Genomic DNA, 13,361 nt, shown 5'->3' on the forward strand with positions numbered 1-13,361 from the left:
ATGAGCCAAAAATCATTTTATTTTTATTTAATGTTGTTTTTCACCTTAATTTCCTGTAACCAGAAAAGTGAAAACCAAGCTGCTTCACAAGATAATTTTTCTGTAATTCTGGAGGGAATCTTTGCAAAAAATGACAGGATTCAGATTTTTTATTTAACGAAAGATAAAGACTGGAATGATGAAAACTCAGTAATTACTCCCGTTTATGCTTCATCAGAAATGCAGAAAATTCAAATAGATTTTCCTGAAAAAATAGTACCCAAAAATATAAGAGTTGATGTCAGCGAAAATGAATATCAATCAAATATTACGCTAAAAAATATTTCTGTATTATATAAAAATGATACTATAAGCGGTGATAATGATAACTTTAAAATATATTTTTATCCAAATGAATTTATAACATGGGATCCAGTATATTTTGGTTATAAGCTTAGTAAAATTAATAACGGATATGATCCTTATTTTATGGGTAATGATGTACTAATAGATAAGCTTGATCAGATAAAAAACCCAATTAAAGAATAGAGTAATTCTACAGCAATAGTTTAAAAATTTGAAGATGCGTTTTAATTTTAAAATTATCTTAAATAATGAAAAAATTAGAGAGTATCTTTTTTTTATAGGCGTTCTATTTTTAATATTATTACCAAAGGGAGGATTTAAAATTGCAGGAATTCCAATTACTTGGGGCTATTTATATTTAGGATTTCTTTTTTTGCTTTCAATTTTAATAATATTAGACAAAAGGAGATTTTTGGTTTCATCAAAACACTTTTTGTGTTGGGCTGCCACTTTACCGTTTGTTATATATTTTTCTATTAATTTATTGTTTAGGGGCTATGATGGCTCTTTCGGAAATCTAATTGCTTTTTATGTAAGTTTTGGATTTCTCCCTTTATTATTTTATATCTTTTTAAGTTCCTTTTTAAAGAAAATAAATCAGGAATTTGTTGAAAATTTGCTGACCAATGCCGTTTTTTGGATTTCGCTTTATGGAATAATTTTATTTGCTTTCAAACAAATAACGGGAAGTTATATCGAAATTCCCTATTTAACTGTAAATGCTGACGATTTAGGCACGCTCGAGGGAAAGTATAACATGAGAGGGTCCTTGTATAAACTAATTTCTACTTACAACAACGGTAATATCTTTGGGGTTTGTATGTTAATGCTCTTTCCAATATTTCATAAGCAAAATGTATCAAAAATTAAACTTGGAATTGTAATTTTAGCTTTACTTCTTACACTTTCAAGAACCGTTTGGCTGGGATTGCTTTTTTATTTTGTCCTTATTTACAGAGATAGAGTTTTTAAACTTGTCAAGGTATATGCTTTTTTAGGACTTATTTTATTTGTTTTTGCCACCTTTTTAATGAATCGATATTTTCAATATGGTTCATTATCAGGATTTATTTTAGATTCTAATTTAGGAGGAAGAATAAGCCAGATAAAACAATTTACAGGCTTAAGTTTTTTTGGCAGCCAGACCTTCGATTTTATTGAAGAAATTGTTTATTTATCAATTTTTAAACAACTAGGAATTGTCGGTTTAATATTGTTTCTAATTTCTTTTTTTTCACAAATTTACGTTGCGCTAAGTACCAGAAATAATAATTATCCCTATCTTTTAGGAAGTCTAACTTATCTGTTTGTGTGCTTAAGTGATGGCTGTATGCTTTACATTCCTACTTTAGCATTCTTTTACTTCATTAATACCATGATCTTTATTCCTAAAAAGAGCGCCTAAAAGCAAAATATCACAAAGAAAATAAATATAAATACCATATTGGCGTACTAAAATGTTTTCTGTGATAAATGCTATTGCAAATAAAACAGTTACAGAAAAATATAGATATTGTTTCTGTTGTAAAGTTTCTTTTAGTTTAACAAATAACGACCAAATAAAAGCGCAAAATAGTAATAATCCACCCTTTAATAAAAAATCCAGATATTGGTTGTGAGAGTTTATCCGAAATTTTTTCAATTCAAAATTATTGAAAGGAACGTAACATTCATTTAATTTTTGCTGAATTAAATTATAATCCATTCCAAAAAAATGCGAATCATAAATAAGTTTTAAACTGCATGTCCAGCTTGCATATCGCGTAGAATTTTTAAAAGAATCATTAGCCAAAAAATCAATTGCATCAAGATATCTCTGAGATAATAAGATGATTAGTAAAATGATCACTGCTATACTTATCTTTTGTTTAATGCTTATTGTAATTTTTTCTCTTTTTAAAATTGCCAAACGCAATAAAACAACAATAAAAAGACCTAAAAGTATATTTCTGGAATTATAGATAATTAAACCAGCAAAGAGACAAATAAGCATTAAAATACTGCAGCCTTTTAGCGTTTTGGAGCTTTTTTTAAAATCTGAAACATAGTCGAATAAGAATAAAATTGCAACCCCAATCCACAAGCAAATATATGTTCCGTGAATCTTACAGTAAAATTCCAGATTATAACGGGCTAAGTACCAATCGAAATGATGATTTGGGATATCATTTATATAAAAAACAATAAAATACAAACACAATGCACTAACTGCAGCGCTATATGCAAATTGAATTTTTTTTATGTTTTTTGTAAACGAATCTATTCTGTACAGATAGTAACTAAATAAGGGAGCTATAAAAAGTAAAAAGCTTTCTCCAATGAGTTTGAAGGTATGATTACTGAAGTAAAATAAGTAGTAAAAGGCAAGAATGAAAAATGAAGCAATAAACGGAGCATTTTTGGGAATAACTTTAAAATCACGAAACCTAACCAAGAAAAGTAAAAATAGACCGCTCAAGATCATCAATAAAGACTGAATTGCTTCTAAATAATAAATAATAGGAGAAATTGCGAGCAGATAAAGCACCGGAATAACAGCCAATTTTAAAAGAGCTTTAAATTTCATTAGTCAATTTAGATTTGAAAAAGTTAAGTTTCTTGTCAGCGAGTATAGAGAAATTAAGATATAGTGTTATAAAAGTTTCAGTAAAAATTAAAGCCATTATAATTCCGTAAACATTTAAGTAATAACAAAGAATAATACCTAAAGACAGATTAAGGATCAATCCAAAAAGATGTGCATAAAAATAGGCACTTTTCTTATTATGTAAAATAAGTGACATATACGAAGATTGACTTACTGATGCAATTAGAGGTATTGGCGAAAGTAAAAGCAAAATATGGCTGGATTCACTCGTTGCTTCATTACTTAGAACATGAATGATGAGATTGGGAAAAAGCAGCAAGATAACAGTTCCCAAGCCATACATAAGAATATAATAAATAAAAACCGATTTGAAAAAGGCATTAAGCTCAGCAGTTTTTAAAATTCCTATCGAACATGCTTTTTGATAAACACCTTGAAATAAAACACTTAGAGATTGTTTGCAAAGCATAACTATTTTTTCTGCAACATTATAAATCCCGACTGTTTTAATATCTGCAAACATACCCAAAATCAAAGTATTAGAATTGAGCATCGCGCAAATAGTCAAATTTGTTAAAAATAACTTGAAACCTTTTTTAAGCTCTTCAAAGATTTCTTTTAAAGAAGAAAAAGAATAATTATAGCCATATTTTTTTATCAAAAATAAGGTTGAAATTATAAATATTACAATATCAGTTATTCCCAAATAATAAAAAACAAATTGATAATCAGTTTTTTCGGTTAAAGTTAAAATGATAAGAATGATACAACCTAATTTAACAATAGTATTAATTACAAAGTATGGCGAAACATCATCTAAGCCTATAAAAAAACAAAGATTGTTTTGTGACCTTGAAAATAAAAATATCAATAAAGAGAATGAAAAAACTATCTCATTTTTAAGATTATTAAAAAGAAATACAAAAAGAACCAGAAAGAGAATTGAAGGAATGAAAAGAAGAATCTTTGTATTGATGACTTTAGAAATATAGTGGTTTACCAACAGGGCATCATTTTTTATTTTGTTAATTTCTATAGGCGCAAAAGCATACCAAGAATAGTCATAAATAACAGAAATTATATTTACCAAAGACAAAGAAACCGCAATCAATCCGTAAGTATTGATACCAAAAGTTTTAATGTAAAATGGTATTAATAATAAAGGAAATAAAAGATTAACGAAATTTATTCCAAAACTCAAAGAGATATTTTTAAGCACTATATTGAATGGATTGTGTTTCTATAAGTTTGTAATATTAAAACAAAGTTGATTTTTTATTTTAAAGTTTTACAAATTAAAATCATATTTTTGGAAAAATCAGAAAATTGCAGCTTTTTCATGAATAAAATTATTGAGGGATATAGTATTGCGATTCCTGCATATGGCAGACCAAATGAGTATGATGAATTGCTGACATCTATATTTGACATGAGTCTTTTGCCAAATGAAATTATTATCTGCGAAGATTTTTCGAAACAAAGAAATGAGATTAGAAAAATTACAGAAAATCATCGTAATAAGTTTGAAGGAAAAAATGTCATATTGACTTACATCGAAAACGAAAACAATCTTGGTTATGATGCCAATATTAGAAAACTTATTGATCTCGCATTATGCAAATGGGTCATTCTAATAGGAAATGATGATTTGTTTTTAAAAGATGGACTGAAAGAAATAGACCTTTTCTGCAAAAAAAATCCAGACGTTGCAATGATTTCCCGGCCCTTTATTAGGTTTGAAAAAGACATTGATAAACCAATCGGAATTTCCAGAATTTTACCAGGTGAAGCAATTATACAAAAAGGGGATTCTCCGAAATTGATTTTTAGAATGTGTGGTTTTGTAGGAGGTTTAGTTGTCAATAAAGAGTGGGCAGAACCCTTCAAAACAGATAAATATGACGGAACACTCTTTTATCAAATTTATTTGTCTGCCAACGCCTTTTGTACAAAAGGAATTGGCTACTTATCAAAACCATCTGTGGGCGGCCGAGGTGGTAATCCGCCATTATTTGGAGATTCTCAGAAAGATGGACAAATACATGTTTCGGGAATGTATTCAACAAAAGGAAGAGCTAAAATGTGGAAAGGAGTTTTGGATATTGCAAAAGATGTTCAAGATTTATATAAAATAGAAATTGCTGAGGAATTAAGAAAAGAGTTAATGATCAGGCAGTCTTTTCATGTTTTTGAAATGAATGTAGGAGCGTCCAAAGATACTTTAAGGGAACTAAAAAAGGAGCTCCAGAAACTTAATTTATTTGATCATTGGGTACCAAAATCCTTGTATATCTTAAACACGATTTTTGGGAAATATGCTTATTATTTTTATTACCTTGTGCGGAAATTTGCCCAATAAATAAACATGAAAAAAGCCCTAATTAGCGATTGGTATTATGTAAATGGAGGAGCCGAAAAAGTGATTCATTCTATCAATTCAATTTGGAATGATTTTGATCATTTTGCGCTAATTGATTTTTTGAATGAAGAAGACCGTAAGTTTATTTTAAATGGAAAAAAAGCTAAAACCAGCTTTATTCAAAAACTTCCGACTGTAAAAAAAAACCATCGCAAATTTTTACAGCTTTTTCCAATAGCCATAGAGCAATTTGATTTAAGCGATTACGATCTAATAATCAGTTCTTCATCGGCAGTGGCAAAAGGAATTAAAGTCAATAAAAACCAGCTGCATATTTGTTATTGCCACTCGCCAATGCGCTACGCCTGGGATTTAAGAGAGCAATATTTAAAAGACGCTGGCTTAACCAAAGGCTTAAAAGGGTTTTATGCGAAATCAGTCTTAGATAAAATCCAAAAATGGGATCTTTCAAATTCAGAAAATGTAGATTATTTTATAGCTAATTCTAAGCATATTGCGCAAAGAATAAAAAACACCTACAATAAAGATTCTGTTGTAATTTATCCGCCTGTTGATGTTGATTTTTTTAGTTTAGAAGAAACAAAAGAAGAGTACTATTTAACAGCTTCACGAATGGTAGCGTATAAAAAAACGCAGCTTATCGTAGAAGCTTTCAATGAATTGCCTCATTTAAAACTGATCGTTGCAGGAGAAGGACCAGAATTAGAAAAACTTCAAAAAATAGCCAAAAGCAATATAGAATTTGTTGGCTATGTCGAAAACAAAAAGCTTAGAAGTTTAATGCAAAAAGCAAAAGCATTTGTTTTTGCTGCAGAAGAAGATTTTGGAATAATTCCCGTTGAAGCACAAGCTTGTGGAACTCCAGTCATTGCTTTGTCAAAAGGGGGAACTCTTGAAACCGTTGTTGATAATGAAACCGGAATTTTCTTTGACGAACAGTCGTCTGAAAAAATCAAGGAAGCAGTAATTAATTTCGGATCCAAAAAATTCGATCCAAAAATAATACGAGAGCATGCCGTTTTATTTTCAAAAAAACGATTTGAAAAAGAAATAAAAGAATTTGTAGAAGCAAAATATAAAGCACATCAAGAGTCTTTAAAACAAGATAAATCGGAAATATAACTGAAAAATAATTTTCAAATCAGTTACATTTGCGCAGAATAAAGAATTATCATGAAAAGAATACTTATCACCGGAGCTGCAGGATTTCTAGGATCGCATTTATGTGACAGATTTATCAAAGAAGGATATTTTGTTATTGGAATGGATAATTTAATTACTGGAGATCTTAAAAATATCGAACATTTGTTTAAACTAGAAAACTTTGAGTTTTATCATCATGATATTACAAAATTTGTTCATGTTCCAGGTGATTTAGATTATATTTTGCATTTTGCTTCGCCGGCAAGTCCGATCGATTATTTAAAAATTCCAATTCAAACTTTAAAAGTAGGATCTCTTGGAACGCATAATTTATTAGGATTGGCGAGAGTAAAAAAAGCACGAATTTTAATTGCTTCAACATCTGAAGTTTATGGAGATCCATTAGTGCATCCGCAGACCGAAGAATATTACGGAAACGTAAATACAATTGGACCTCGCGGTGTTTATGATGAAGCAAAACGTTTCCAAGAATCTATAACAATGGCATATCATACTTTTCACGGAGTAGAAACCAGAATCGTGCGTATTTTTAATACTTATGGACCAAGAATGCGATTAAACGATGGTCGTGTAATTCCGGCATTCATCGGTCAGGCTTTACGTGGTGAGGATTTAACGATTTTTGGCGATGGTTCACAAACGCGTTCTTTCTGTTATGTAGACGATCAAGTTGAAGGTATTTTTAGATTATTACATTCAGATTATGTATATCCAGTAAATATTGGAAATCCAGATGAAATTACGATTAAAGATTTTGCAGAAGAAATTATAAAACTGACCGGAACAAACCAGAAAGTAGTATATCATCCATTACCAATAAATGATCCATTACAGCGTCAGCCAGACACGACAAAAGCAAAAGAATTGTTAGGATGGGAAGCAAAAGTAAGCCGTTCTGAAGGAATGAAAATCACTTACGATTATTTCAGGTCACTTTCAAAAGAAGAACTTTCAAAAGAAGAACACAAAGATTTTTCTAGTTATATAAAATAAAAAAAGGGGAAATATTCTAATAATATTTCCCCTTTTCATTTATAATAGTTTTCTTAAAAAGCATCATTTTCAATGAGATTTTTCATCTGCTGATCAAGATTAAAATTGCTTTTTGCATGCAGAAAAATTGTCTTTTTCATGCTTTGAATTTTATCTTTTCCAGTTGCTGAAATCTTTTGCAAAGCGACGTTTAAACCTTCAAAATCCTCCACAGGAACAACCCAGCCTAAATTATTTTCCTCAACAATTGATTCTCCTTCGCCACCACCAAAATAAAGAATAGGAAATCCTAAAGCGCTGTATTCAAATATTTTTGAAGGAACAGAACCGTAAATTCTTGTTTTTAGAGGAACAAGAGCAATGTCTAAACTCATCAGTTTTTCGTGCAGGACATTTCGGTCTAACATTCCGTGAAAGATAATTTTCTGCATCGGATTCTCATTCATATAATTTACGATTTGGGCTTTCTCTGCACCATCTCCAAAAATATGCAATTCGATATTCAGATTTTCTAGATTTAATTGTTGAATAAGCTCAAAAACGCCCTGAGCAACGCCTAACAATCCAGCATAAAACAATTTTATTGATTCGTTAGAATTATCGTTTTCAGGAATAACATTTTCTATAAAATGATCTGGATAATTGCGATATAAAAAGCATTTCTTTTCCGGAAAAATAGAATGAATATGATCAATAATTTCATTAGATTGACCAAAAATATGCGTTGCTTTTTTGTAAATAAAACGTTCTATAAAAAGAAGCATTTTATGTGAAATACTGTTTTTCTTCAAAACCTGAAGTTCAATGGCAGCAGTTGGCCAAAGATCTGAAACATTCAAAATTATTTTTTTCCTTTTGATCCAAAGAGCAAAAACAGAAACAAAAGACAACAGCAACGGCGGCGATTGTACAATTACTTTTTTAGGTGTTTTAGCAAATAATAAATAAAAAAACAAAACACTAGAAAACGAAAATGTCGAAACAATTCTTTTAAAAATGTTAGAGCTGTTGCTTGGATAAATCCAAAGACGTTTTAAAGTAATATTCTGAATTTTTTCTGTAACCGAAAATTTGCCTTTATATTCTGGGAAAAGTTCGCCTTTTGGGTAATTTGGAAGTGGAGAAATCACCGAAACTTCATAACCGTTTTGGTTTAATTTCAAAGCCAATTGTTCAATTCTGTTGGCTGCGGCACCTTTTTCCGGAGGATAATAATTGGATATAATTAAAATGTCGTTCATTATTTCTTCTCCAATAAAATTGAAACAATTCTCTCAGAAGCTTTTCCATCCCATAATTCTGGAATACCGCTTTTTCTGGAACCGTTTTGTAAAAATGAACCAAAAACTTTTTGCAGATTTTTTAAAGATGTTCCCACAATGGTATTAGAACCAATAGTTTCTGTTTCAGGTCTTTCAGTATTATCACGCATAGTAAAACATGGAATTCCAAGAACAGTTGTTTCTTCAGAAATTCCACCGCTGTCTGTAATAACGGCAAAAGTGTTTTTGATTAAATACATGAAATTTAAATAACCTTGAGGCGAAACAAAAATGATGTTTTTAAACTCGATTTTGCTTTCACTCAAAATTGCCTGCGTTCTTGGGTGAATCGGAAAAATTATTTTTTTATCATTCACTAACAAATCAATTCCGTAAAGTAAATCAATAAGTGATGAAACTTCGTCAACATTTGCAGGACGATGCAACGTTAAAATGATATAGTTTTTCTCTTCTAACTGATGTTCCTTCCAAAAATCTGGCGCTGTAATTCTGTTGATATTTTGATATAAAGTATCGATCATCACATTCCCCACAAAATGCACATTTTCTGGATCTGAACCTAACTTTAATAAATTTTCTGAAGCTGATGTTGAGGTTGTAAAAAAGTAATCAGTAATACTGTCCGTCAGCATTCTATTGATTTCTTCGGGCATTGTTAAATCTCCAGAACGAATTCCGGCTTCGACATGTGCAACTTTTGTATTACATTTTTTTGCCACGATAGAGCAGGCCATTGTTGAGTTTACATCGCCTACAACTAAAACCAAATCACAAGGATTTTGAAGTAATTCTTTTTCGAAAGCAATCATAATTGCTGCAGTCTGTTCGGCCTGAGAACCGCTTTTTACTTCTAAATTAACATCTGGCTGAGGAATATTTAATTCCTCAAAAAAAGTATCACTTAAGTTTTTATCATAATGCTGACCAGTGTGAACCAAACGAAATGAAACATCAAAACCCTCATTCTGCTTACTTTTCACAGCATTAATAATCGGGGCTATTTTTATGAAGTTTGGCCGTGCACCTGCAATAATGGTAATTTTCATAGATTCTTTCTAAAAACTTTCTTTGGCAAAAGTAAAGTTTAAATTGGATTCTAGATAGTTTGAAAGATTTTCTTCTAAGTGTAGATGTGATTTTTTGGAGAATCTCGTAAATTAATCTAATAAAAAATGGAGGCCGCAATTTGCGACCTCCATTTATTTAATTTTTTAGATTCTTTAAGATCACAATTTGTGACCTTAAAGATTTAGAGTTATTAGTTATTTTTTATAGCCAATTTTCACTCTTTCACTTTCATTTTCTTTTTTCTCAGTTAGTTCATCTAAATAAGAAAAAACCAATTCAATATTCTTATCATGATTTTCTAACTTCTTCTGTCCCGAGGCTTCGGGATGTAAAATATCAACTTTAATTTCAGTTGTATCTAAAAGCATTTGTCTCACTTTCGTGAAAATACGCATGATTTGAATATTGGTTTGAATTGCTTTATCGCTTTTTAAAACGCTTGATAACATCAAAATTCCATGCTCTGTAAATGCAAAAGGTAAATATTTTAAGTTCGATCCTCTGCCATTCTTCAAGGTCGCAATTTGCGACCTTGAAGAATTATACTCAATTTCAGTTAGTTGAAACATAAAGTCTGATGGAAATCTAGATAAATTTCTTTTAACTTGTTCATTTAATCTTTTAGTTTCAACTTCATAAAGTGAAGCTAAATGGCTATCAAGCATCACTTTTTGACCGCGTATAAAATATATTTTGTTTGAAATTGTTTCTTCAGAAAGTAAAGATTGATCGTTCATGAGTTTTTAAATAAAAAAACAAATGTAAGATTTTATTTATATTATAAATGCGATTTAAATTGTTTTAGCTTCCCGCGATTGGTTCTTTCTAAAACCGTTTTTCGGGTAAAAGTGAAGTTTAAATTGGGTTCTAAATATAAATCAATCGCGTCTTTTATTTTTTGAATTTGTGCCGAATCCAATTCTTTTTCAGCAACATATTCAATTTCAAAAGTATCTAAATGAGTTTGTTTGATAATAAATTCCTTTACGTTTCCATCATCTTCAATAATGCTTTTGGTAACGTAATAAAAGGTTAAGCCTGGAGATTTTTTACCGCTTGGTAAAATCGCAACGTCATTGGTTCGTCCAATTAATTTTTTTAAAATTGGTTTTTTAGCAGTACTTTTTTCATCAAGAATTCCGATGTCGCCAATTTCATATCTGATAAAAGGATTTGCTTTGTTGAATAGTGAAGTAATGACAAGTCGGCCTTCTTCCCCGTAAGGGAGAACTTTATCATTTTCATCTAAAATTTCGACAAAAAGTGTTTCAGAATTTATCTGCCATTCTCCCTCAGGATTTTCAAAAGCAATTAAATCCAATTCGGACGCTCCATATTCGCTGATAATCGGAATTCCAAATTGTTTTTCTAACAGTTTTTTATCTGTTTCAAAAAGCATTTCCGAAGTGACAAAACAAGCTTTTAAAGTTGGGCAGACTTTGTTTAAAATGATATCTTTCTTTTCCAGATATTTCGCAAATAAAACAATAGAACTTGTATAACCATTAATATAATCGAATTTTTTCGATTTGAATTTTTCTAGAAATTTTTCGAGAATTTCATCAGATAAATCAAAAACCGGAAATCGGAAACGATGCGTCATGAAATCCTTAATACGCTCTTTTTGATATCCAATAAAATCCATCGGAATGCCATAAAAGCGTGCCTGATTAGAATGGTTAAAATCAATTCCAAACCATCCAAAACGCATCATAATTGAAGCCCAGGTTAAAGCGTGCGAATATTTATCTTTGGCAAAAACAAAAGGCGTTCCGCTTGATCCGGAAGTTTTGTTGAGGTAAATGTTTTTCTTTGAATAACCGTTTGAAAGTCTTTCTTCTAGAGGTTTTTGTAGATTTTGTTTATTTAAAATTGGCAGATCTTCCCAGTTTTGAATATCTGTATTTCCGACTAATATCTGGTAAAAAGAATTATTTTTTAAATGAAAATCAACAATTTCCTTTTTTTTATTTTCAAGGAACAAAGCATATTCTTCTTCGGATAAATTCACGATTCGATCCAATTCTACTTTCGCTTTCTTTATCGGAAAGCCGTTCAATCGAAGGGAAAAATCAAAAAGACGAATCATTTTAAGGATAATTTTCATCAAAAATAATATTTACCAATTACTAACAGAGAAGAATCACGAACTTTTTAAGATTTAATTATTTTTTACGTTCAAAAGCAATTATTTTTGCACCACAACTAAATACAACAACACCATGACAATTTTACTATTGGGATCGGGCGGAAGAGAGCATGCATTTGCATGGAAAATGACTCAGAGTCCGCTATGCGAAAAACTTTTTGTAGTACCTGGAAATGCAGGAACTGCTGCAATTGCTGAAAACGTGGCAATATCTGCGACAGATTTTGAAGCTGTAAAAGCTTTAGTGCTTAAAGAAAATATAAGTTTAGTAGTCGTAGGACCTGAAGATCCATTGGTAAAAGGTATTTACGATTTTTTCAAAAACGACGAAAGTTTAAAACATATCCCAGTTATTGGACCATCAAAACTTGGAGCACAATTAGAAGGAAGTAAAGAATTTGCAAAAGAATTCTTGATGAAACATAATATTCCAACTGCAGCTTATGATAGTTTTACTGCCGAAACGGTTGAAAAAGGATGTGAGTTTTTAGAAACCTTACAGCCTCCTTATGTTTTAAAAGCAGACGGATTAGCAGCCGGAAAAGGTGTTTTGATTATTCAGGATCTTGAAGAAGCAAAAACAGAATTACGCAACATGCTTGTTCATGCAAAATTTGGTACAGCAAGTTCAAAAGTGGTAATCGAAGAATTTTTGGACGGAATCGAATTAAGCTGTTTCGTTTTAACAGACGGAAAAAATTACAAAATTCTTCCAACGGCAAAAGATTACAAACGAATTGGAGAAGGAGATACAGGTTTAAACACAGGTGGAATGGGAGCGGTTTCTCCAGTTCCTTATGTAGATGCTGTTTTGATGGAAAAAATCGAAACTCGAATCGTAAAACCAACAATAGAAGGTTTCCAGAAAGACGGAATCGAATATAAAGGTTTTGTATTTATTGGTTTGATCAATGTGAAAAACGAACCAATTGTTATTGAGTACAATGTAAGAATGGGAGATCCAGAAACAGAAGTAGTTGTACCGAGATTAAAATCAGATTTAGTAGAATTGTTCTTATCTGTTGCAGATCAAAAATTGGGTGATTTTAATTTAGAAATTGATCCAAGAAGTGTTACAACAGTTATGGTCGTTTCTGGCGGATATCCTGAAGATTTCGAAAAAGGAAAAGTAATTTCTGGATTAGAAAATGTTACAGATTCTATAGTTTTTCATGCAGGAACAAAATTAGATAACGAAAATGTCGTTACTAATGGAGGACGTGTAATTGCTGTAACCTCTTACGGAAATAATTTCCAGGAGGCCATAAAAAAATCTTACCAAAACATAGATAAACTAAGCTTTGATAAGATGTATTTTAGAAAAGATATCGGTTTTGATTTAATCTAAAAAATAAATTCACAAGCCCTTTTTAATTAAAGGGTTTGGTTTTT

Annotated in this window: 12 protein-coding genes; 6 read left to right on the plus strand and 6 right to left on the minus strand. The window is 30.7% G+C overall.

Translation table 11 applies throughout. From position 1 onward, the window contains the following. Both EDB96_RS00990 and EDB96_RS00995 read left to right on the plus strand, forming a co-directional pair. Nucleotides 1-528 (plus strand): hypothetical protein, encoded by a 528-nt coding sequence (locus tag EDB96_RS00990; protein WP_134138806.1) that lies wholly within the window; start codon nucleotides 1-3, stop codon nucleotides 526-528. 34 nt (nucleotides 529-562) lie between these two features. Beyond that, entirely contained in the window at nucleotides 563-1,750 is a 1,188-nt protein-coding gene (locus tag EDB96_RS00995; RefSeq protein ID WP_134138807.1) for a hypothetical protein, read from the plus strand. On the opposite strand, the gene EDB96_RS01000 is transcribed toward EDB96_RS00995, so the two are convergent. Both EDB96_RS01000 and EDB96_RS01005 read right to left on the minus strand, forming a co-directional pair. Continuing rightward, entirely contained in the window at nucleotides 1,694-2,911 is a 1,218-nt protein-coding gene (locus tag EDB96_RS01000) for an O-antigen ligase family protein (protein ID WP_134138808.1), read from the minus strand. The genes EDB96_RS00995 and EDB96_RS01000 overlap by 57 nt on opposite strands. Beyond that, nucleotides 2,901-4,151: an oligosaccharide flippase family protein gene (locus EDB96_RS01005; RefSeq protein ID WP_262712400.1), complete on the minus strand. Its 1,251-nt coding sequence runs from the start codon at nucleotides 4,149-4,151 to the stop codon at nucleotides 2,901-2,903. Before EDB96_RS01005 ends, EDB96_RS01000 begins: the two co-directional genes overlap by 11 nt. Before the next feature lie 90 nt (nucleotides 4,152-4,241). Between EDB96_RS01005 and EDB96_RS01010 the strand changes: the two genes are divergently transcribed. The 3 genes from EDB96_RS01010 to EDB96_RS01020 are packed head-to-tail and all read left to right on the plus strand — an operon-like array spanning nucleotide 4,242 to nucleotide 7,469. Next, nucleotides 4,242-5,291 carry a glycosyltransferase family 2 protein gene (locus EDB96_RS01010; protein ID WP_128414928.1) on the plus strand — a complete coding sequence of 350 codons (1,050 nt, stop codon included), beginning with the start codon at nucleotides 4,242-4,244 and terminating at the stop codon, nucleotides 5,289-5,291. A 6-nt stretch (nucleotides 5,292-5,297) separates the two neighbouring features. Further along, the gene (locus EDB96_RS01015; RefSeq protein ID WP_057115484.1) at nucleotides 5,298-6,434 is read left to right on the plus strand and encodes a glycosyltransferase; all 1,137 of its coding nucleotides are present in this window, start codon (nucleotides 5,298-5,300) and stop codon (nucleotides 6,432-6,434) included. A 51-nt stretch (nucleotides 6,435-6,485) separates the two neighbouring features. Beyond that, complete coding sequence (locus EDB96_RS01020) at nucleotides 6,486-7,469, plus strand: UDP-glucuronic acid decarboxylase family protein (protein ID WP_057115485.1); 984 nt, start codon at nucleotides 6,486-6,488, stop codon at nucleotides 7,467-7,469. 53 nt (nucleotides 7,470-7,522) lie between these two features. Here EDB96_RS01020 and EDB96_RS01025 read toward each other — a convergent pair whose 3' ends face one another. The 4 genes from EDB96_RS01025 to EDB96_RS01040 all read right to left on the minus strand — a co-directional run bounded on the left by EDB96_RS01025 (nucleotide 7,523) and on the right by EDB96_RS01040 (nucleotide 11,909). After that, complete coding sequence (locus EDB96_RS01025; RefSeq protein WP_134138811.1) at nucleotides 7,523-8,710, minus strand: glycosyltransferase family 4 protein; 1,188 nt, start codon at nucleotides 8,708-8,710, stop codon at nucleotides 7,523-7,525. After that, nucleotides 8,710-9,798: a non-hydrolyzing UDP-N-acetylglucosamine 2-epimerase gene (gene wecB, locus EDB96_RS01030; RefSeq protein WP_134138812.1), complete on the minus strand. Its 1,089-nt coding sequence runs from the start codon at nucleotides 9,796-9,798 to the stop codon at nucleotides 8,710-8,712. Before wecB ends, EDB96_RS01025 begins: the two co-directional genes overlap by 1 nt. Before the next feature lie 216 nt (nucleotides 9,799-10,014). Then, on the minus strand, nucleotides 10,015-10,557 hold the full coding sequence (locus EDB96_RS01035) for an ORF6N domain-containing protein (protein WP_134138813.1): 543 nt from the start codon (nucleotides 10,555-10,557) through the stop codon (nucleotides 10,015-10,017). 41 nt (nucleotides 10,558-10,598) lie between these two features. Next, nucleotides 10,599-11,909, minus strand: a complete 1,311-nt coding sequence (locus tag EDB96_RS01040) for a phenylacetate--CoA ligase family protein (protein WP_134139642.1) — start codon at nucleotides 11,907-11,909, stop codon at nucleotides 10,599-10,601. A gap of 133 nt (nucleotides 11,910-12,042) precedes the next feature. Here EDB96_RS01040 and purD point away from each other — a divergent pair, with 133 nt between their 5' ends. Continuing rightward, the gene (purD, locus tag EDB96_RS01045; RefSeq protein WP_134138814.1) at nucleotides 12,043-13,317 is read left to right on the plus strand and encodes a phosphoribosylamine--glycine ligase; all 1,275 of its coding nucleotides are present in this window, start codon (nucleotides 12,043-12,045) and stop codon (nucleotides 13,315-13,317) included. The last annotated feature ends 44 nt before the right edge of the window (nucleotides 13,318-13,361 follow it).

It is taken from the genome of Flavobacterium sp. S87F.05.LMB.W.Kidney.N (assembly GCF_004366435.1).
Lineage (GTDB): Bacteria > Bacteroidota > Bacteroidia > Flavobacteriales > Flavobacteriaceae > Flavobacterium.